We start from the raw sequence: 18,071 nt of genomic DNA, 5'->3' as shown, positions 1-18,071 counted from the left end.
CCCCGCCCCCTCTCGCCCCACCCCGGATCCCGCCGTCCTGGAACATCTGCGCGCGGCGCTGCGCGGACCGGTCACCGGCCCTGAGGATCCCGCGTACGACGGGGCGCGGCGGATCTACAACGCGATGATCGACCGGCGCCCCGCGGCCCTGGTCGGCTGCGCCGACGCCGGCGACGTGATCGCGGCCGTGAACCGTGTACGCGACGACGGCCTGGAACTCGCGGTGAAGGGCGGCGGCCACAGCGGCCCCGGCCTCTGCCTGGTCGACGGCGGTGTGACCCTCGACCTGTCACCGATGCGCTGGGTGCACGTCGACCCCGCGGCGCGGACCGCCCGTGTCGGCGGCGGCAGCCTGATCGGCGACCTCGACCACGCGGCCGGCGCGTTCGGCCTGGCGACGCCCGCGGGCATCGTGTCGACCACCGGCGTCGGCGGCCTGACGCTCGGCGGCGGCCACGGCTACCTGACCCGCAAGTACGGGCTGACCGTCGACAACCTGCTGGCCGTCGACATGGTGCTGGCCGACGGGAGCTTCGTCACGGCGAGCGAGACCGAGCACCCGGACCTCTTCTGGGCGGTGCGGGGCGGCGGCGGGAACTTCGGCGTCGCCACCGCGTTCACCTACCGCCTGCACCCCGTGGACGTCGTCGGCGTCGCGCTCACCATGTGGCCGGTGGAACGCACCGTCGAGGTCGTGAAGTGGTACCGCGAGTACCTGCCGCAGGCGCCCGACGACGTCTACGGCTTCCTCGCGGTGCTGTCCGTTCCGCCCGCCCCGCCCTTCCCGCCCGAGATCCACGGGCAGAAGATGTGCGGGATCATCTGGTGCTGGACGGGTGAACTCGACCGCCTGGAGGAGACGTTCAGCGTCGTGAACGAGGCCGGGCCGCCCGCGTTCCACTTCACCACACCCATGCCCTACCCCGTGCTCCAGTCGAGCTTCGACGCGGTGATCCCGCCCGGCATGCAGTGGTACTGGCGCGGCTCCTTCTTCGACGGCATCCCGGACGCCGCTGCCGAGGTGCACCGCCGGTACGGCGAGGCGCTGCCCACCGACCTGTCCACGATGCACCTCTACCCCGTCGACGGCGCCGCCGGCCGGGTGGGCGCGGACGAGACGCCGTGGAGCTACCGCCACGCGATCTGGTCCGGGATCTTCGGCGGAGTCGACCCGGACCCGGCCAACGCCGGGGTCGTGACGCGCTGGTGCCTGGACTACTGGGAGGAGATGCAGCCGTACTCGATGGGCGGCGGCTACGTGAACTTCGCCGGTGCCGACGAGCAGGCGGACCGGGTGCGTGCCACGTACCGGGACCACTACGACCGGCTCGCGGAGATCAAGCACGCCTACGACCCGTACAACCTCTTCCACGCCAACCAGAACATCCGCCCCGCCCCGCAGCGCCTGGCGGCCTGATCGGCCTCTTCGCCCGCCTGCGTGAGCAGCGGGCGCCCGGGTGGGGGAGACCCTGTGAATCCCGCCCCCCGGCGACCGCCGGCCGCCTCCAGCCGTTACGGTGGCCGGACCGAGCGGCCCCATGCCGGTCGTAGGGACGCCGAGGACGGGGAGTACGGATGCGGGTGCGCACACGGCGTACGGGTCGCCACACCCAGGCGGCGCGCGGAGCGCGGGCTGCCGCCGTCGCGCTGGTCCTCGCGGCCGGGCTCGCGGCCTGCGGCGACGACCCGCGGCCGCGGCCCCTGGAGCAGAGCGGCCCGGACGAGAAGACCGTGGCCCTGGTGAAGAAGACGAACGCGACCATGGCCGGCACCTCCTTCACCGCGTCCGGCACCAACAGCGCCTTCGGCGGCGCTGAACAGGAGATCACCTGGGACCCGGAACAGGGCTTCCACATGACCGTGCGCGCGGACGACGGCGAAGAGACCGACATGTACTGCCGGGAGGGGACGAGCTACATCAGCGCCCCCCTGCTGGTGGAGACCCTGGGGCAGCGCGGGCAGCAGGTCAGCCTCCCGGAGGGCCTCGCCGGGTCCTACGTCACGGTGCAGGGCAAGAGCTGCGACGCCTACTTCGCGGTACCGGAGTCCGCCGAACGCGCCCCGGGCCGGGACGCGACGGTCGACGGGCGGAAGTCCAGGGCGCTCGCGGTGCAGAGCCCGGGAGGCGCCGACGTCTACCACCTCGCCCGGTCCGGCGAGCCCCGCCTGCTGAAGTGGGACGCCGAGCTGGAGGGCATGGAGACGACCATGACCTACGGCGGATACGGGGAGCGGTACCCGGTCACCCTGCCGCCCGAGGACCGGCGGATCAGGATGACCGAATTCCAGGCCGCCGTCCTGGAGGCGGCCACGAAGCCGCCCGGAGACGGCTGACGCGGCTCACCGAGGCCCCGTGCCGACCGGGGGGCCGTTTCAGGGGCCGTCCGTCAGGCGTGGTCCACCAGCTCCGCGTGCCCCTTCATCCGTGCACAGTGGGCGCAGCAGAAGAAGTGGCCGTCGCTCTCCAGACCGTGCCCGAGGATGCGGCACTCGCAGTGCTCGCAGACCGGGGCCATCTTGTGGGCGGCGCACTCGAAGCAGTCGAAGACGTGCACCTCGCCGGCGGCACGCACCTCGAAGGACATCGCGTAGTCGTTGCCGCAGACCTCGCACATGGCCATGAATCTCACTCCTTCGGTTCGGGGTTCGCCACGGCAGCACAACGCACGCTGTCCCGGCCGTGCAACGCACACGGCCGGGGGCCGTGGCGAAATCACCTCTGCGGCGGGTGCCCCCGCCGGTCCGCGCGGAAACGGCGCCGCGCGCCGTCCCCGCGCGGACCTGTGCCACGCTGGGAGCGCGGCCCCTGACGGCGGCGGCCGGCGGCGCGGGCGGACGGGAGTGACGGACATGACGGAGCGCAAGCCACCGGGGCTCCCCTTCGAGTCCTGGGTGGACCGGCAGATCCGCGAGGCCGCCGAGCGCGGTGCCTTCGCGGACCTGCCCGGCGCGGGGAAGCCGCTGAGCGGGGAGGGCGCGCCGTACGACGAGATGTGGTGGGTGAAGGAGAAGATGCGCCGCGAGGGCGTCTCCTGCCTGCCGCCGTCGCTGGTGCTGCGCAAGGAGGCCGACGAGGAGTACGCGGCGGCGCTGCGCGCCCGTACCGAGGAGGAGGTGCGGCGGCGCGTCGCGGCGCTCAACGACCGCCTTCGCCGGGCCGTGCTGGACGGCGTGACCGGCCCCACCGTCAGCCTCGCGCAGTACGACGTCGACGACGTCGTCCGGGAATGGCGGGCCGGCGGCTGACGGCCCTCTACGGTGACGGCATGAGTGACCAGCGCAGGCCGTCGCCCCTGACCATCCGCATCGGCCACGACGAGCTCGTCGTGCGCCGTCGCTACGAGACCGCGAGCATCCTCAACGACGTGTGCATCGCCCTGTGGTTCGTGGCGGGCAGCGTGATGTTCTTCTACGCGTCCTGGGCCGTCCTGGGCACCTGGTGCTTCCTGCTGGGCAGCCTCCAGCTGCTGGTCCGGCCCGGTATCCGGCTCACCCGCCAGCTCCACCTGCAGCGCGTGCGGGGCCGGCGGGCGCAGCCCGTGTCGGCGGGGGCGGAGTCCGCCCAGGACTACTGACCGCGTGCCGCGACCGGCGCTCTCCGTGTCCCTCGCGCCGTCCCTGCCCTCCGTCAGCGGCCACCTCCGGCCACACGTGGTGTCACCGTGGGGTCATGAATGGTACCGTTCTGGTATGGCGATGAACTTGCGACTTCCGGACGAGCTGCAGGCGGAACTCAAGGAGCGGGCGGAGGCGGAGGGCCGCAGCATGCATGCCGTGGCCGTCAGGGCGATAGAGCGCTATCTCGCCGACGGGGCGGACCGGGAGACGGTGCGGAAGCTCGGTGCGAAGTACGCGTCGGCTCAGGCCGACCTTCTGCGGCGCCTGGGGGAGTAGCGCGTGAAGTACATCACGGTCCAGGAGGCCCTGGATCTCGCACAGCTTGCCTGTGGTGAACAGGATGTCGCGGTTCGCGACCTCGGACTTCTCGGCTCGGCGCTGCATCGGCCCCAGTCCCAGATGTTCGGAGTGGAGGCGTACCCGGAGCTGTTCGAGAAGGCGGCGTCGCTCCTGCAGTCCATTGTGGCCAACCACCCTTTGGTGGACGGCAACAAGCGCGCGGGGTGGATGTGCGCCGTGGTCTTTCTCGATCTCCACGGCTTCGACATGGTCGCTGTCGACCAGGGCGAGGCCTACGATCTGGTGATCGACATCGCGGCAGGCAAAGTGGAGGACGTCGCGCTCATCGCCGGGCGGTTGCGTGCGCTGCACGCAGGGCAGGCGTGACCGAACCGGAGACTCGGCTTGAGCGAAGAGCTCAAAAATCTGCTTATGTGTGAAGCGTGTTCGATTCGCGGTTGCTGAGGACCTTCGACGAGGTCGTGCGGGCCGGGTCGTACTCGGCGGCCGCGCGGGCCCTCGGGTACACGCAGCCCGCGATCACCCAGCAGATGAAGGCGCTGGAACGTTCCGTCGGCACGCCGCTGTTCGTGCGGGTCGGCCGGCGGATGCGGCTCACCGAGGCGGGGGAGGCGCTGGCCCGGCACGCCGGGATCATCCTGGAGAACCTGTCCGTCGCGCAGGAGCAGATGACCGCACTGACCCGGCTGCACTCCGGGCGGGTGCGGGTGTGCTCGTTCCCCAGCGCGGGCGCCACCCTGGTGCCGGAGGCGCTCGCCCGGCTGGCGACGGACAGCCCCGGCGTGCGCGTGGAGCTCCAGGAGAGCGAGCCGCCGGAGTCGCTGGAGCGCGTGGTGCGCGGCGAGGCGGACATCACCCTCGCCTTCACCTACCCCGGCCTGCGCGAACAGGTCCCCGAGGAACTGGTGGAGATCCCGCTGCTGGAGGACCAGCTCACCGTGGTGATGCCCGCCGGGCACGCCATGGCGCAGCGGCGCGCGGTGAAGCTGGAGGACCTCGCGGAGGAGCGGTGGATCGCCGGCTGCCTGCGCTGCCGCACCAACTTCCTGCACGAGTGCGCGGAGTTGGGCTTCGCGCCGGACATCGTCTTCACCACCGACGACATCCTCGTGGTGCAGTCCCTCGTCGCCAAGGGGCTCGGCATCGCGATGATGCCCGGGCTGGTGCTGTCGTTCCTGGTGCACGACCGGGTCGCCGGCCGCGCGCTGGACCCGGCCTCGCGGCGGCAGGTCTCCGCGTACGTGCTGCGGGAGCACCTGAGCATCCCGGCCACCGCGATGGTGCTGGACGAGCTGAAGGCCGTCGCCGCCGACCGTGTCGGGTGCTGACGGCGCCGGCCCGTCCCGGTCCCGCACGGCCCTGCCCCGCCTTGTGTGCCCGCCCATAACGCGGGCTTGGCGGGGGCCCAAGCAATCGTCGTTGGACGCGGTCCGGGCGGCGGCGCCACGCTGCTGAGCATGGCCCCGACGGACATCCGCGCCGATGCGCGCAGCACCACGACACGCAGAACGACGGAGCGCATGGCCGCCCTCGTGGCGGACGTGCGCGCGGCCGTGGGCCGGGGACTCCCCCCGGACGCCACGGCGTACCTGGTCGGCGAGAAGGTCGCCCCGCACCTGGGCGCCGCCGACCTGCTCACCCCGTGGCAGCGGGAGGGCGACCCGGACCACTACCGGCAGCACCTGCTGCACGCCGAGCAGGACGGCAGCTTCTCCGTCGTCGGCCTGGTGTGGCTGCCCGGCCAGCGGACCGCCGTGCACGACCACGTCTCGTGGTGCGTGACCGGCGTCCACGAGGGCGAGGAGCACGAGCGCCGGTACCGGCTGGTGCCCGCCGGCGGGCCGGGGGAACCGGCCCGGCTGGTCGCCACCGAGGACGTGGTCAACCCCCGGGGTGCGGTCTGCGGGTTCGCGCCGCCCGGCGACATCCACCGGGTGTGGAACGGCTGCGACGACACCGCGATATCCCTGCACGTCTACGGCGCCGACATCTCCCGCCTGGGCACCAGCGTCCGCCGCGTCTACGACGTGCCGGCCGACCGCTGATGGCCCTGCTCGGGGCACGGCTCGGTGCGCGGCACGAGGCCGTTGCCGAGGACCACCCGGCGCGTGGCGAGGACAGCGGGGGAGGGGCCGGGCCGCTGCCCGGACTCGCCCTCGCCGCCGCCGGGGTCGCGGCCGCCTGGGGCGTCCACCTGCTGGTGCCGGCGGTACCGGTGCTCAGCGCCGCCATTGTGCTCGGCGTCCTCGCCGCGCACCTGCCCGGCGTGCGCCCGTTCGTCCGCGGGGCCTGCCGCCCCGGCCTGACGCTGGCCGGCAAGCGGCTGATGCGGATCGGCGTCGTGCTGCTCGGTCTCCGGCTCGGACTCGGCGACGTGCTCGGACTGGGCGGGGACACCGTCGCCATGGTCGTCGCCGTCGTCGCCGCCACCTTCTGCGGCACGGTCTGGCTCGGCCGCCGCCTCGGCCTGCCCGGCGACCAGCCCCTGCTGATCGCCACCGGCTACTCCATCTGCGGGGCGTCCGCGATCGGCGCCGTCGGCGAGGTGCGCCGGAGCGAGGAACGGGACGTCGCCACGTCGGTCGCCCTGGTCACGCTGTGCGGGACGCTGGCGATCGGCGTCCTGCCGCTGCTGCAGGGCCCGTTGGGGCTGGACGCCGTCCAGTTCGGCCGTTGGGTCGGCGCCGGGGTGCACGACGTGGGTCAGGTCGTCGCCACCGCGCAGACCGCCGGACCGGCGGCGCTGGAGGAGGCGGTGCTGGTCAAGCTGCTGCGCGTGGCCCTGCTGGCACCGCTGGTCGCCCTGGTGGCGCTGGGCGCGCTGCGGGGTGCCCGTGGCGGGCGGGCCGCCCGTCGCGCGGGGGAGGCCCGGAGGACCCGGACCGCCCGCCGGGCCCGGGGCGAACGGCCGCCGCTGGTCCCGCTGTTCGTCCTCGGTTTCCTGGCCATGGTCGCTCTCCGCACCACCGGGCTGGTGCCCGGCACCGCCCTGCACGCGGCGGATCTGGCGAAGGAGGTGCTGCTCGCCGCAGCGTTGTTCGGCCTCGGCAGTGCCGTGCACCTGCCCACGCTGGCCCGCACCGGCCCCCGTGTCGCGGCGCTCGGCCTCGGCGCCTGGCTCGTGATCGGTGCGGCCTCCTACGGCGGGGTGCTGCTCACCACCTAGTGCCGTGGTGGGCTCCCACCCGCAGGCGGCCGTCCGGCGGTGTGACCTGGATCCCACCTGAGGGGGACCCGCCGGTGTCCGCGGCATACCGCCGTCGCGTCGCCGGTACGCTGACGCGGTCGCTCCGGCAGCGTGCGAGACAGCGCCGGACGACGACCAGCCCGCGACCGCGACCCGCGACGAGGACCGTGTCTACCACCACCTCCAGCCACCACCTGTCCCCGGCCTTCCCCGGCCGCGCCCCCTGGGGCACGGCCAACAAGCTGCGCGCCTGGCAGCAGGGGGCCATGGACGCGTACTTGCAGGCCCAGCCCCGGGACTTCCTCGCGGTCGCCACTCCCGGCGCCGGGAAGACCACCTTCGCGCTCACCCTCGCGTCGTGGCTGCTGCACCACCACGTGGTGCAGCAGGTGGTCGTCGTCGCGCCCACCGAGCACCTGAAGAAGCAGTGGGCGGACGCGGCCGCGCGCATAGGCATCAAGCTCGACCCCGAGTACAGCGCCGGTCCGCTCGGCAAGGAGTACGACGGCATCGCGCTCACGTACGCGGGCGTCGGTGTCCGGCCCATGCTGCACCGCAATCGCGTCGAACAGCGCAAGACCCTGGTGATCCTCGACGAGATCCACCACGCCGGCGACAGCCGCTCCTGGGGCGAGGCCTGCCTGGAGGCGTTCGAGCCCGCGACCCGCCGACTGGCGCTCACCGGCACGCCCTTCCGCTCCGACACCAACCCGATTCCGTTCGTCGGCTACGCGGAGGGGAACGACGGCATCCGCCGCTCGGTCGCGGACTACACCTACGGCTACGGCAGTGCGCTGGGCGACGGCGTCGTCCGGCCCGTCATCTTCCTCTCCTACAGCGGCAACATGCGCTGGCGCACCAAGGCGGGCGACGAGATCGCGGCGCGGCTCGGCGAACCCATGACCAAGGACGCGATCTCGCAGGCCTGGCGTACGGCGCTGGACCCGCGCGGAGAGTGGATGCCCGCCGTGCTCCGCGCTGCCGACCAGCGGCTCACCGAGGTCCGCAAGGCGATCCCCGACGCCGGCGGGCTGGTCATCGCAGCCGACCAGGACTCCGCCCGCGCGTACGCGAAGCTGCTTCGCGAGATCACCGGGCGCGGCGCCACCGTCGTGCTCTCCGACGATGCGGGCGCGTCGCAGCGCATCGAGGACTTCCGCGGCAGCGAGGACCGCTGGATGGTCGCCGTCCGCATGGTGTCCGAGGGCGTCGACGTGCCGCGGCTCGCGGTCGGGGTCTACGCCACGACGATCTCCACGCCGCTGTTCTTCGCGCAGGCCGTGGGCCGTTTCGTGCGGTCGAGGAGGCGGGGCGAGACCGCGTCCGTCTTCCTGCCGACGATTCCGATGCTCATGACGTTCGCCCACGAGATGGAGGTCGAACGCGACCACGTCCTGGACAAGCCGAAGAAGGACGGCGACGACGCCGACCCGTACGCCGAGGAGGCGGACCTCCTTGCGGAGGCCGAGCGGCAACAGGACGAGGACACCGGCGACCAGGACCAACTGCCCTTCGAGGCACTGGAGTCGGACGCCGTCTTCGACCGCGTGATGTATGACGGCGCCGAGTTCGGCATGCAGGCGCATCCGGGCAGCGAGGAGGAGCAGGACTACCTGGGCATCCCGGGCCTCCTCGAACCGGACCAGGTGCAGATGCTGCTCCAGAAGCGGCAGGCGCGGCAGATCTCGCACAGCCGGAAGAAGCCGGACGAGGAGGCGGACCTCCTCGAACTGCCCGCGGACCGGCGGCCCGTCGTCAGCCACCGGGAGATGATGGAGCTGCGGCGCGAACTCAACTCGCTGGTCGGCGCGTACTCCCACCAGAGCGGGAAACCGCACGGCGTCATCCACACCGAGCTGCGGCGTTCCTGCGGAGGACCGCCGGCGGCGGAGTCCACGGCGAACCAGCTGCAGCAGCGCATCGCGAAGGTGCGCGAGTGGGCCACCCGCATGCGCTGACGCGCGGCGTCGCACTCCTCCCCGTCTCTGTCCGTCCCCTGCGGGGACGGGACCGTGCGGGCGCGCCGACAGAGGCCGCGCGCCCGGCATAAAAGGTGTAAAACGGACGACCTGTGCCCGGATTCTGGACGGACCCTTCCGGTGAGCGGGTATCCGGAGCTAGGTTTCCGCTCACGCACACGCCCCGTGGCAGCGTCGCCTCGGAGCGCAGCCGGTGCCGAAGTGCGTGCTGACCAGTGCCACTGCCGCCGGCAGCACTCTGCGTGGACGAGCGAAGCCGCCGACGGACGCCGGTGACCCGCCCCTCCCCGCGTGCGGCTGCCGCGCCAGAGAACACCAGAAGGGGGCGTCGTGACCGCGGAGACCTCGCAGACGCTCGACAGAGGGCTCAGAGTGCTGAAGCTCCTCGCCGACACCGACCACGGCCTCACCGTGACCGAGCTGTCCAACAAGCTCGGCGTCAACCGGACCGTCGTGTACCGACTCCTGGCCACCCTCGAGCAGCACGCCCTGGTGCGGCGCGACCTCGGCGGGCGGGCCCGCGTGGGCCTGGGGGTGCTGCGGCTGGGCCGCCAGGTGCACCCGTTGGTGCGGGAGGCCGCACTGCCCGCGCTGCGCTCCCTCGCCGAGGACGTGGGCGCCACCGCGCATCTCACCCTCGTCGACGGCAACGACGCGCTCGCCGTCGCCGTCGTCGAGCCCAGCTGGACGGACTACCACGTCGCCTACCGGCCCGGCTTCCGTCACTCCCTGGACCGCGGGGCGGCGGGGCGGGCCATCCTGGCCGGGCGCGGCCCGGACGCCGAACTGGGCCCCGGCTACATCCTCACCCACGGCGAACTGGAGGCGGGCGCGAGCGGCGCCGCCGCGCCGATGCTGGGAGTGACCGGCATCGAGGGCAGCGTGGGCGTCGTGATGCTGACGGACTCCGTGCCGACGCAGGTCGGCGACCGCGTGGTGCACGCGGCCCAGGAGGTCGCCGACGCCCTGCGCTGAGCAGGCGCGCGTCCCGCGACCGGACGTGCGTCCCGCTGCGGCCCGACGCCCTGCGCCGACCGCCCGGGCGGTGAACTAGATTCACCCCATGCCCTCCCTCAGCCACCTCCTCCGCTCGCGGCGCCGGGTGCTGGCGCTGAGCGCGGTGCCCGTCGCCGCGCTGCTCGCCGTCACGGCCCTCGCCCCGCTGCCGTTCTCCGTCGCCCAGCCCGGCATCACGGCGAACGTGCTGGGGTCGTACCAGGGCGAGCGGGTGATCACGGTCGGCGGCGCGGAACCGCGCCGCACCGAGGGGGAGCTGCTGATGACGACGATCGCGGCCACCTCGCCGGACACCACCGTGCGTCTGCCGGACGTGGTGCGCAGCTGGTTCGCCACCGACCGCGCCGTGATGCCGCGCGACTCCGTGTATCCGGTCGGCGACACCCCGGAGGAGATCCGCGAGCACACCTCGGCGCAGATGGAGCAGTCGCAGAACGAGGCCGTCACCGCCGCACTGAACGAGCTGAACCGGTCGCCGGACGGAGTCGAGGTCGACCTGCGGCTGGAGGACGTCGGCGGCCCGAGCGCCGGGCTGCTGTTCACTCTCGGGGTGATCGCCACGCTGGACGGCGACGGCCGCGGCGGCAGCCTGACGGGCGGCCGCACGATCGCGGGCACCGGCACCATCGACGCCGACGGCGACGTCGGCCCGGTCGGGGGCGTCCCGCTGAAGACGCAGGCCGCCGCCCGGGACGGCGCGACGGTCTTCCTGGTCCCCGAGGCGGAGTGCGACGACGCCCGCGTCGACCTGCCCGAAGGGCTGCGCCTGATCCCCGTCGGCGACCTCGACGGCGCCCTCGACGCGCTGGAGGCCCTCGCCGACGGCGAGTCCGTGCCCACCTGCTCCGCGTGACCGCGTGGCCGCCTCACCGGGCAGCTCCGCTCGCCGGTCCGTTCCGACGGGCGGACCCCTCAGAACAGCTTGCCGGGGTTGAGCAGGTCCAGCGGGTCGAAGACCTGCTTGATGCCGCGCTGCATCTCCAGCCCGACGGGGCCGAGTTCGCGGGCGAGCCAGTCCTTCTTCAGCACGCCGACGCCGTGCTCGCCGGTGATGGTGCCGCCCAGTTCCAGCCCCAGGGCCATGATGTCGTCGAACGACTCCCGGGCGCGCCGCGCCTCGTCCTCGTCGGTGGGGTCGAAGCAGACCAGGGGGTGTGCGTTGCCGTCGCCGGCGTGCGCGCACGAGCCCACGGTCAGGCCGTACTCGGCGCCGATCTTCTGCGCGCCGTCCAGGAGTTCGGCCAGCCGGGCGCGCGGCACGCACACGTCGTCGATCAGCGTGGTGCCGGTGATCTTCTCCAGCGCGACGAGGGCGAGCCGCCGCGCCTGGAGGAGTAGTTCGGACTCGGCGACGGTGTCGGCGGGCACCACCTCCGTCGCGCCGGCGGTCGTGCAGACCTCGCCGACGGCGGCCAGGTCGGCGGACGGGTCGGGGGTGTCGAAGCCGGCCAGCAGCAGCGCCTCGGTGGACTCCGGGAGGCCCATCTGGGCCATCGCGTTGACCGCGCGCAGCGTGGTGCGGTCCATGATCTCCAGCAGCGAGGGCGCGTGACCGCGCTCCATGATCCGGCAGACCGCGTCCCCGGCCGCCGCCATGGTGGGGAACTCGGCGGCCAGCACGAGCTGCCGCGGCGGCTGGGGGCGCAGTGCCAGCACGGCCCGTACGACGATGCCGAGGCTGCCCTCGGAGCCCACGAACAGCCGGGTCAGGTCGTATCCGGCGACGCCCTTGGCGGTGCGGCGTCCGGTGGTCATCAGCCGTCCGTCCGCGAGCACCACCTCCAGTCCCAGCACGTACTCCGCCGTCACGCCGTACTTCACGCAGCACAGGCCGCCGGAGCCGGTGCCGATGTTGCCGCCGATCGTGCACTGTTCCCAACTGGAGGGGTCCGGCGGGTAGTAGAGGCCGTGCTCGCCCACCGCGCGGGACAGCACGGCGTTCACCACGCCGGGTTCGACGACGGCGATCCGCTCGACCGGGTCGATCTCCAGGATGCGGTCCATGCGGGTCAGCGACAGCACGATGCAGCCCTCGGTGGCGTTGGCCGCGCCGGACAGGCCGGTACGGGCGCCCTGCGGCACCACCGGCACCCGTAGCGCGGTGGCCGTCCGCATCACGTGCTGGACGTGCTCGACCGTCCGCGGCAGCACGACCACCGCGGGGGCGCCCGCGTCGCAGAAGCTCGCCATGTCGTGGGCGTAGGACCGGGCGACGTCGGGGTCGGTGACCACCGCTTCGGCGGGGAGTCCGTCCCGGAGCCGTTCGCTGAGGGCGCTCATACCCGAAGCGTCGCACTCGTGTGCGGTCGCGGCAACGACGCCGCCGGAGACCGCCGGAACCGCCGCGGCGGCACGACGGCGGGGCCCGGACCGTTCGCCACGGTCCGGGCCCCGCCCGCGTCTCCGCTTCCCCTTCGGGCCGCGGTCACGTCGGCTCAGAGGTTGCCGCGCTTCTCCTGCTCGCGCTCGATGGCCTCGAAGAGGGCCTTGAAGTTGCCCTTGCCGAAGCCCATGGAGCCGTGGCGCTCGATCATCTCGAAGAAGACGGTCGGGCGGTCCTGGACCGGCTTGGTGAAGATCTGGAGCAGGTAGCCGTCCTCGTCGCGGTCGGCGAGGATCTTCAGCTCGCGCAGCTCGTCGATCGGCACGCGGGTGTCGCCGACCCACTCGCCGAGGGTGTCGTAGTACGAGTCCGGCACGTTCAGGAACTCGACGCCCGCCGCACGCATGGTGCGCACGGTGGAGACGATGTCGTTGGTGGCCAGCGCGATGTGCTGCACGCCGGGGCCGCCGTAGAACTCCAGGTACTCGTCGATCTGCGACTTCTTCTTCGCGATCGCCGGCTCGTTGATCGGGAACTTCACCTTCTTGGTGCCGTCCGCGACCACCTTGGACATCAGCGCCGAGTACTCGGTCGCGATGTCGTCGCCCACGAACTCCTTCATGTTCGTGAAGCCCATGACCTTGTTGTAGAACGCGACCCACTCGTTCATCCGGCCGAGCTCGACGTTGCCCACGCAGTGGTCGATGGCCTGGAAGGTGCGCTTGGCCGGCGGGGCGACGATCGGGGCGGCCTCGACGAAACCGGGCAGGTAGACGCCCTGGTAGCCCTTGCGCTCGACCAGGGTGTGCCGGGTCTTGCCGTAGGTGCGGATGGCGGCGAGGACCACGACCCCGTTCTCGTCCTTGACCTCGTAGGGCTCCTCCATGCCGGTGGCGCCGTGCTCGACCGCGTACGCGTAGGCGGCCCGGGCGTCCGGCACCTCGATGGCCAGGTCGATCACGCCGTCGCCGTGCTCGGCGACGTGCTCGGCGAGGAACCGGCCGTGGTCGGTGGCCGGCTTGATGACCGAGGTGAGGACGAAGCGGGCGCCGCCCGACTCCAGCACGTAGGAGGCGGTCTCGCGGTTGCCGTGCTCCGGCCCGGAGTACGCCACCAGCTTCATGCCGAAGGCGGAGGAGTAGAAGTGGGCGGCCTGCTTGGCGTTGCCGACGGCGAAGACGACCGCGTCCATGCCGTTCACCGGGAAGGGGTCGGCCTGCCGGGCGGTGTTCGGGGTTGCATGCGTGGTCTCAGTCATGTGCGAAAGCGTCCCGCTGATCCACAAGGTGCGCAATAGTTCACGCAATCACTGAACAACATGTACAGTCGAACGGCGGTATCAGTCGCGTATCTGTACACGATGCGCAGTGCGAGGAGGGTCATGGCGATCGACGCGCTGGACGGACGCTTGCTGGAACTGCTCGCCGAGGAACCCCGCATCGGCGTGCTGGAGGCCTCCCGCCGGCTCGGCGTCGCCCGCGGCACGGTGCAGGCCCGGCTGGACAGGCTGCAGTCCACCGGAGTGATCCGCGGCTTCGGCCCGGACGTCGACCCGGCCGCCGTGGGCTATCCCGTGACCGCCTTCGCCACCCTGGAGATCCGCCAGGGGCAGGGCGCCGACGTGCGGGCCCACCTCGCCACCGTCCCCGAGGTGCTCGAGCTGCACACCACCACCGGGCACGGCGACATGCTGTGCCGCCTGGTGGCCCAGTCCAACGCGGACCTCCAGCGCGTCATCGACCGGGTGGTGGGTATCGAGGGCATCGTGCGCGCCTCCACCGCGATCGTGATGGAGAACCCGGTGCCGCTGCGCATCGTCCCGCTCGTCCGCCAGGCCGCCTCCGGAGGACCGGAGACGGCGCCCGCGGGCTGAGCCGGCCGCCCGGCGTCCGCCGCGCGGCTCACGACTCCGGGGAGAGCAGCGCCTCCAGGCCCTGTTCGAGACCCAGCCGTTCCCCCTCAGAACCCGTCGGCACCGCACGCAGCGTCCGCTCCAGCCAGGCCGAGACCACGTGCGCCGGCGCCTCCAGCAGCGCGTCGCCGTCCGGCGACGACAGGGCCAGGCACACCACCTGCCTGCCGTCGGCCCGCGTCGGCCACACCCGTACGTCGCCCCGGCCGCACGGCCGGAACAGGCCCTCGATCAGCAGCTCGCGGGCGAACGTCCAGTGGACCGGTGCGTCGGAGTGGATGTGGAAGGAGACGTGCACCGCGAACGGGTCGTCGGTGCGGTAGCGCAGCCGGGCGGGCACCGTGGCGCCGTCGTCCGGCGACAGCACCAGCCGCAGGTCGAGTTCCCGTTCGATCGTCGCTTCCCTGTCGTCCCTGTCGTCCATGTCGTCTGCTCCCTCTCTCACGCCTGGCGGTGGCGGCCTCCTCCGGCGGCGACCGTACGAAGCCCGCACTGATGAGAGGACGTGGAGCGCGTATCGTTACGCGACTTCGGCGAGAAATCTCGAGATTCGCCCGGAAGACTTCCGCCGGAACGTTCACACGTCCATGAGGGCGGGGCCACGCCGTCGGCGGCTTCTGGTAGATGTGGACTCCGCGCAACGCCGTTCACGCACGCACGCGCGCGCGTGGACGAAGTCGCCGCCCACGTCCACATACCGCCAGATCGGTCGAAGAGATACGGGACCCGGACAGATGAGTGCCCCCTCCGCAGGATCCGCCAACGGCAGCCCGGTGCCGGGCTACTACCCGGATCCCTCCATCCCCGGGTACATCCGCTACTGGAACGGCACCGCCTGGGTGGCGGGCACCAGCCGGCCCGCGCCGGGGCCGGGCGAGCCCGCGCCCGCCCCGCCCGCCGAGACCGGCGGGAACGTTCCGGCCCCGCGCGGCGCCGAACCCGAGCCGGAGGCGCCGGACGAGGACGAGGACGACAGCGACGAGATCGACCTCGGCCGTGCGAGCAGCGGCTCCTCGGCGCTGCCCGAGGTGCGTCGCCGTGGCGAGGTCGCCGCGCCCGGACCGGACGCGGCGCCGTACGCCGACTGGAACGACCCGCGCCGCCTGCACGGCAACCAGCCGGAGGCCGCCACGGCCTGGCAGGCCGACCCCGGCCGGCAGTCCGGGTTCGGCGCCGACCAGCAGGACCTCTCCTGGGGGGCGCCGCAGGAGTCCGCGCAGTCCGCGCAGTCCGCGCACGGCGGCGGGCAGGACCCGCGCGCCGCGTGGGAGGCGCAGGAGCAGACCGGGGGAACGCCGCCTCCGGCCGGGAGCGGGGGCCAAGCGGCTCCCGACCACACCGTGGGCATCCGGATGCCGCGCCCCCAGCAGGAGGAGGGCGCCCGCCCCGCGGCCCAGCCGGAGCACACCGTCGGCCTGCGTCGTTCCGACGTCTTCCAGTACGGCGCTGCCGCGGACGCCGCCCGGCAGGCGGCCCCGGCCGAGAGCCACCCCCCGCAGCAGCACCAGCACCAGCACCAGCCGCAGCACCCCCACCCCCAGCACCAGGCCCCTGCGTACGAGCAGGTCCAGCAACAGGCCCCGCACGCGCAGCAGCAGGCCCAGCAGACCCAGGCGTACCAGGCGCCGCACGCGCAGCAGAGTGTCCCGCAGCAGTACGGCGGCCAGGCCCCGCAGACCCAGCACGCCCCGCAGGGTGCGGAACGGCCGCCCTGGGAGCAGCAGTCCGGCGGGGCCGCGTCCGGCCAGGACGGCGTCGCGCCCTGGCGGCCCCCGGCGGCCAACCCGTTCGCCGACGCGGTGCAGGAGGCCCGGCCCGCGGGCCTGGGCAAACGGCTCGGCGCACGGATCGTCGACGGGCTCGTGGTCTCCGCCGTGACGGGCGCCGTCGCGTTCCCCTTCGTCGGCAGGGCGACCGAGCACATCCAGGACAAGATCGAGGCCACCAACCAGGCCGGCGTCACCCGCACCGTCTGGCTGATCGACGGCACCACCGGCGTCCACCTCGCCGTCGTGCTGGGCGCCTTCCTGCTGTTCGGCCTGCTGTACGAGGCGCTGCCCACCGCGAAGTGGGGCCGCACGGCGGGCAAGAAGCTGTTCGGTCTCCAGGTGCTCGACGTCGAAGGGCAGGACACCCCGGGCACGGGGGCGGCGCTGCGGCGCTGGCTGACGTACAGCCTGCTGTCGCTGGTGGTGCTCGGCGTGGTGAACGTGCTGTGGTGCCTCTTCGACCGGCCCTGGCGGCAGTGCTGGCACGACAAGGCGGCGCGCACCTTCGTCGCCGACCGCTGACGCCCGGCGGGCCGGAGGCGTCTGCTGCGGGTGCCGCCGGCGAACGGCCCGCCATCCCTTCGGAGGAGCGCGGTACCCCCGAACGGCCACGCGCCGGATGCGGAGGCGTCCGGCGCGGGGTCGACTCGTGCCATGAGCACGGAGCAGCCGGAGAACGACCCCTTCCGCAAGAGGCCGCAGCCGGACGAGCCGGGGTCCGGCGGTCCGCCCCCCGGTGAGCAGTCTCCCGGCGAACCTCCGCCCGAGCGGCCGCCCCCGCCGCCACCCGGCGGCGCCGGCGGCCCGTACGCGTCGCCGCAGGGCGCGCCGCCGCCGGGGGCTCCGTACAGCGATTCCTACGGCGGCGCCGGCGCCGACCCCCTCGCCGGCATGCCGCCGCTCGGCTCGCGCGGTAGACGCCTGCTCGCCCGCATCGTCGACGCCCTGATCGTCGGTATCCCGGTCGGCATCGTCTCCGGGCTCGTGTCCGGCTTCGACTCCTACGACGACGCGGGTGCGCAGTACTGGCAGGGCGGCTTCTACACGCTGGTGTACTTCCTCTACGAGGGTCTGATGCTGACGCGTTCGGGCCAGACGGTCGGGAAGAAGCTGATGAAGATCCGGGTGGCGGTGCTCCAGAACGGTGCGGCGCCGCACGGTACGCCCGGCTGGGTGCGTGCGGCGGTCTACAGCATTCCCGCGCTGGTGCCCTGTCTGGGCTTCCTCTTCTGGCTGATCAACGTCCTGTACTGCACCTGGGACAAGCCCTACCACCAGTGTCTGCACGACAAGGCGGCCAAGACCGTCGTGGTCGTCGCGGACTGACGTGGCGGGCGGGCGTCACCGGCGCAGCGAGGCGGGCGTCCGGTGGGCCGGCTCGGAGCGGGCGGCGGTCCGCTCGGGAACGTGAGCCCGAGCGGCAGCGGGAACCGTACGGGCGGGCACGGAACGGCCCGACGGGGTGCGGGCCGCGGCCGTGCAGGAGACCAGGAGGCCGAGGCTCAGGGCGGCGACGGCGATGACCACGATGCCCGTTCCCGAACGGGTCTGGGAGAGGAGCAGCATGGCGAGGGTCGCGAGAACGACCGTGAGGGCACCGTAGGCGAACTGTGCGGCAGTCGGGCGCGGCATGGCGTGTCCGTCCTGAGGGGGAGAGCGTGGTCGGGGTCCGTCCGGGCCGCCCGGCGAACGCCCCTTCGGCCCGAAGTGCGTGCCACAGAACGGCTCCTACGGCGAGATGCCCGTCCGGCACCCCGGCGAAGCATGACCTCGGTCACGCCGCGGTGCACGAGGGGCGCACGGGCGCACGGCTGTCCCAGTGTCTCGTCCATGCCAACACAGAGCACAGCAACCTACTGTGCGGTCGATAACGATTCAAGGGCTGTCTTTTTCCGCGATACTCCGGTCGAATACCGTCGTCAAGTCTCAGCGCTTGCAGGGGAGGACACAAGCAAGTGAACAGCAG

The 18,071-nt window shown here is 72.9% G+C and carries 20 protein-coding genes; 15 read left to right on the top strand and 5 right to left on the bottom strand.

Annotation, left to right across the window (positions count from 1 at the left end):
* Positions 1-37 precede the first annotated feature (37 nt).
* Together RM572_RS03785 and RM572_RS03780 are read left to right on the top strand one after the other, a co-directional pair.
* Positions 38-1,417 carry an FAD-binding oxidoreductase gene (locus RM572_RS03785; RefSeq protein ID WP_311671832.1) on the top strand — a complete coding sequence of 460 codons (1,380 nt, stop codon included), beginning with the start codon at positions 38-40 and terminating at the stop codon, positions 1,415-1,417.
* A gap of 158 nt (positions 1,418-1,575) precedes the next feature.
* Complete coding sequence (locus RM572_RS03780) at positions 1,576-2,334, top strand: hypothetical protein (protein WP_311671796.1); 759 nt, start codon at positions 1,576-1,578, stop codon at positions 2,332-2,334.
* Positions 2,335-2,387: 53 nt separating this feature from the next.
* Here the strand turns inward: RM572_RS03780 and RM572_RS03775 are convergent, their stop codons facing one another.
* Complete coding sequence (locus RM572_RS03775; protein ID WP_136183930.1) at positions 2,388-2,621, bottom strand: hypothetical protein; 234 nt, start codon at positions 2,619-2,621, stop codon at positions 2,388-2,390.
* Positions 2,622-2,850: 229 nt separating this feature from the next.
* Here RM572_RS03775 and RM572_RS03770 point away from each other — a divergent pair, with 229 nt between their 5' ends.
* From RM572_RS03770 to RM572_RS03725, 10 genes are all read left to right on the top strand, one after another.
* A complete protein-coding gene (locus RM572_RS03770; RefSeq protein ID WP_311671795.1) occupies positions 2,851-3,246 on the top strand; it encodes a DnaJ family domain-containing protein in 396 nt (131 codons plus the stop codon).
* 20 nt (positions 3,247-3,266) lie between these two features.
* A complete protein-coding gene (locus RM572_RS03765; RefSeq protein WP_311671794.1) occupies positions 3,267-3,575 on the top strand; it encodes a YrhK family protein in 309 nt (102 codons plus the stop codon).
* Positions 3,576-3,690: 115 nt separating this feature from the next.
* Entirely contained in the window at positions 3,691-3,894 is a 204-nt protein-coding gene (locus RM572_RS03760) for an Arc family DNA-binding protein (protein WP_394813504.1), read from the top strand.
* A 3-nt stretch (positions 3,895-3,897) separates the two neighbouring features.
* Positions 3,898-4,284, top strand: a complete 387-nt coding sequence (locus tag RM572_RS03755; RefSeq protein WP_311671793.1) for a type II toxin-antitoxin system death-on-curing family toxin — start codon at positions 3,898-3,900, stop codon at positions 4,282-4,284.
* A 56-nt stretch (positions 4,285-4,340) separates the two neighbouring features.
* The gene (locus tag RM572_RS03750; RefSeq protein ID WP_311671792.1) at positions 4,341-5,246 is read left to right on the top strand and encodes a LysR family transcriptional regulator; all 906 of its coding nucleotides are present in this window, start codon (positions 4,341-4,343) and stop codon (positions 5,244-5,246) included.
* A 129-nt stretch (positions 5,247-5,375) separates the two neighbouring features.
* Positions 5,376-5,963 (top strand): cysteine dioxygenase family protein, encoded by a 588-nt coding sequence (locus RM572_RS03745; RefSeq protein ID WP_311671791.1) that lies wholly within the window; start codon positions 5,376-5,378, stop codon positions 5,961-5,963.
* Positions 5,963-7,084, top strand: a complete 1,122-nt coding sequence (locus RM572_RS03740) for a YeiH family protein (RefSeq protein WP_311671790.1) — start codon at positions 5,963-5,965, stop codon at positions 7,082-7,084. Before RM572_RS03745 ends, RM572_RS03740 begins: the two co-directional genes overlap by 1 nt.
* A 188-nt stretch (positions 7,085-7,272) precedes the next feature.
* Positions 7,273-9,063: a DEAD/DEAH box helicase gene (locus RM572_RS03735; protein WP_311671789.1), complete on the top strand. Its 1,791-nt coding sequence runs from the start codon at positions 7,273-7,275 to the stop codon at positions 9,061-9,063.
* A 351-nt stretch (positions 9,064-9,414) separates the two neighbouring features.
* Positions 9,415-10,059: an IclR family transcriptional regulator gene (locus tag RM572_RS03730; RefSeq protein ID WP_311671788.1), complete on the top strand. Its 645-nt coding sequence runs from the start codon at positions 9,415-9,417 to the stop codon at positions 10,057-10,059.
* Positions 10,060-10,147: 88 nt separating this feature from the next.
* Entirely contained in the window at positions 10,148-10,954 is an 807-nt protein-coding gene (locus RM572_RS03725) for a S16 family serine protease (protein ID WP_311671787.1), read from the top strand.
* A 59-nt stretch (positions 10,955-11,013) separates the two neighbouring features.
* Here RM572_RS03725 and RM572_RS03720 read toward each other — a convergent pair whose 3' ends face one another.
* Positions 11,014-12,381 (bottom strand): FAD-binding oxidoreductase, encoded by a 1,368-nt coding sequence (locus tag RM572_RS03720; RefSeq protein WP_311671786.1) that lies wholly within the window; start codon positions 12,379-12,381, stop codon positions 11,014-11,016.
* 155 nt (positions 12,382-12,536) lie between these two features.
* The gene (hppD, locus tag RM572_RS03715; protein WP_311671785.1) at positions 12,537-13,682 is read right to left on the bottom strand and encodes a 4-hydroxyphenylpyruvate dioxygenase; all 1,146 of its coding nucleotides are present in this window, start codon (positions 13,680-13,682) and stop codon (positions 12,537-12,539) included.
* Between the two features lie 123 nt (positions 13,683-13,805).
* Here hppD and RM572_RS03710 point away from each other — a divergent pair, with 123 nt between their 5' ends.
* The gene (locus tag RM572_RS03710) at positions 13,806-14,297 is read left to right on the top strand and encodes an Lrp/AsnC family transcriptional regulator (protein WP_311671784.1); all 492 of its coding nucleotides are present in this window, start codon (positions 13,806-13,808) and stop codon (positions 14,295-14,297) included.
* 28 nt (positions 14,298-14,325) lie between these two features.
* On the opposite strand, the gene RM572_RS03705 is transcribed toward RM572_RS03710, so the two are convergent.
* Positions 14,326-14,760, bottom strand: a complete 435-nt coding sequence (locus RM572_RS03705) for an SsgA family sporulation/cell division regulator (RefSeq protein WP_311671783.1) — start codon at positions 14,758-14,760, stop codon at positions 14,326-14,328.
* Between the two features lie 310 nt (positions 14,761-15,070).
* Here RM572_RS03705 and RM572_RS03700 point away from each other — a divergent pair, with 310 nt between their 5' ends.
* Entirely contained in the window at positions 15,071-16,627 is a 1,557-nt protein-coding gene (locus RM572_RS03700; RefSeq protein ID WP_311671782.1) for an RDD family protein, read from the top strand.
* Between the two features lie 132 nt (positions 16,628-16,759).
* Positions 16,760-17,431 (top strand): RDD family protein, encoded by a 672-nt coding sequence (locus RM572_RS03695; protein WP_311671781.1) that lies wholly within the window; start codon positions 16,760-16,762, stop codon positions 17,429-17,431.
* A 15-nt stretch (positions 17,432-17,446) separates the two neighbouring features.
* Here the strand turns inward: RM572_RS03695 and RM572_RS03690 are convergent, their stop codons facing one another.
* Positions 17,447-17,737 (bottom strand): hypothetical protein, encoded by a 291-nt coding sequence (locus RM572_RS03690; protein WP_311671780.1) that lies wholly within the window; start codon positions 17,735-17,737, stop codon positions 17,447-17,449.
* Positions 17,738-18,071: the final 334 nt, after the last annotated feature.

The organism is Streptomyces hazeniae (genome assembly GCF_031845485.1).
GTDB lineage: Bacteria > Actinomycetota > Actinomycetes > Streptomycetales > Streptomycetaceae > Streptomyces > Streptomyces hazeniae.
Note: the sequence above shows the minus strand (reverse complement) of the source record. Positions and strands in the feature narration are given on the sequence as shown.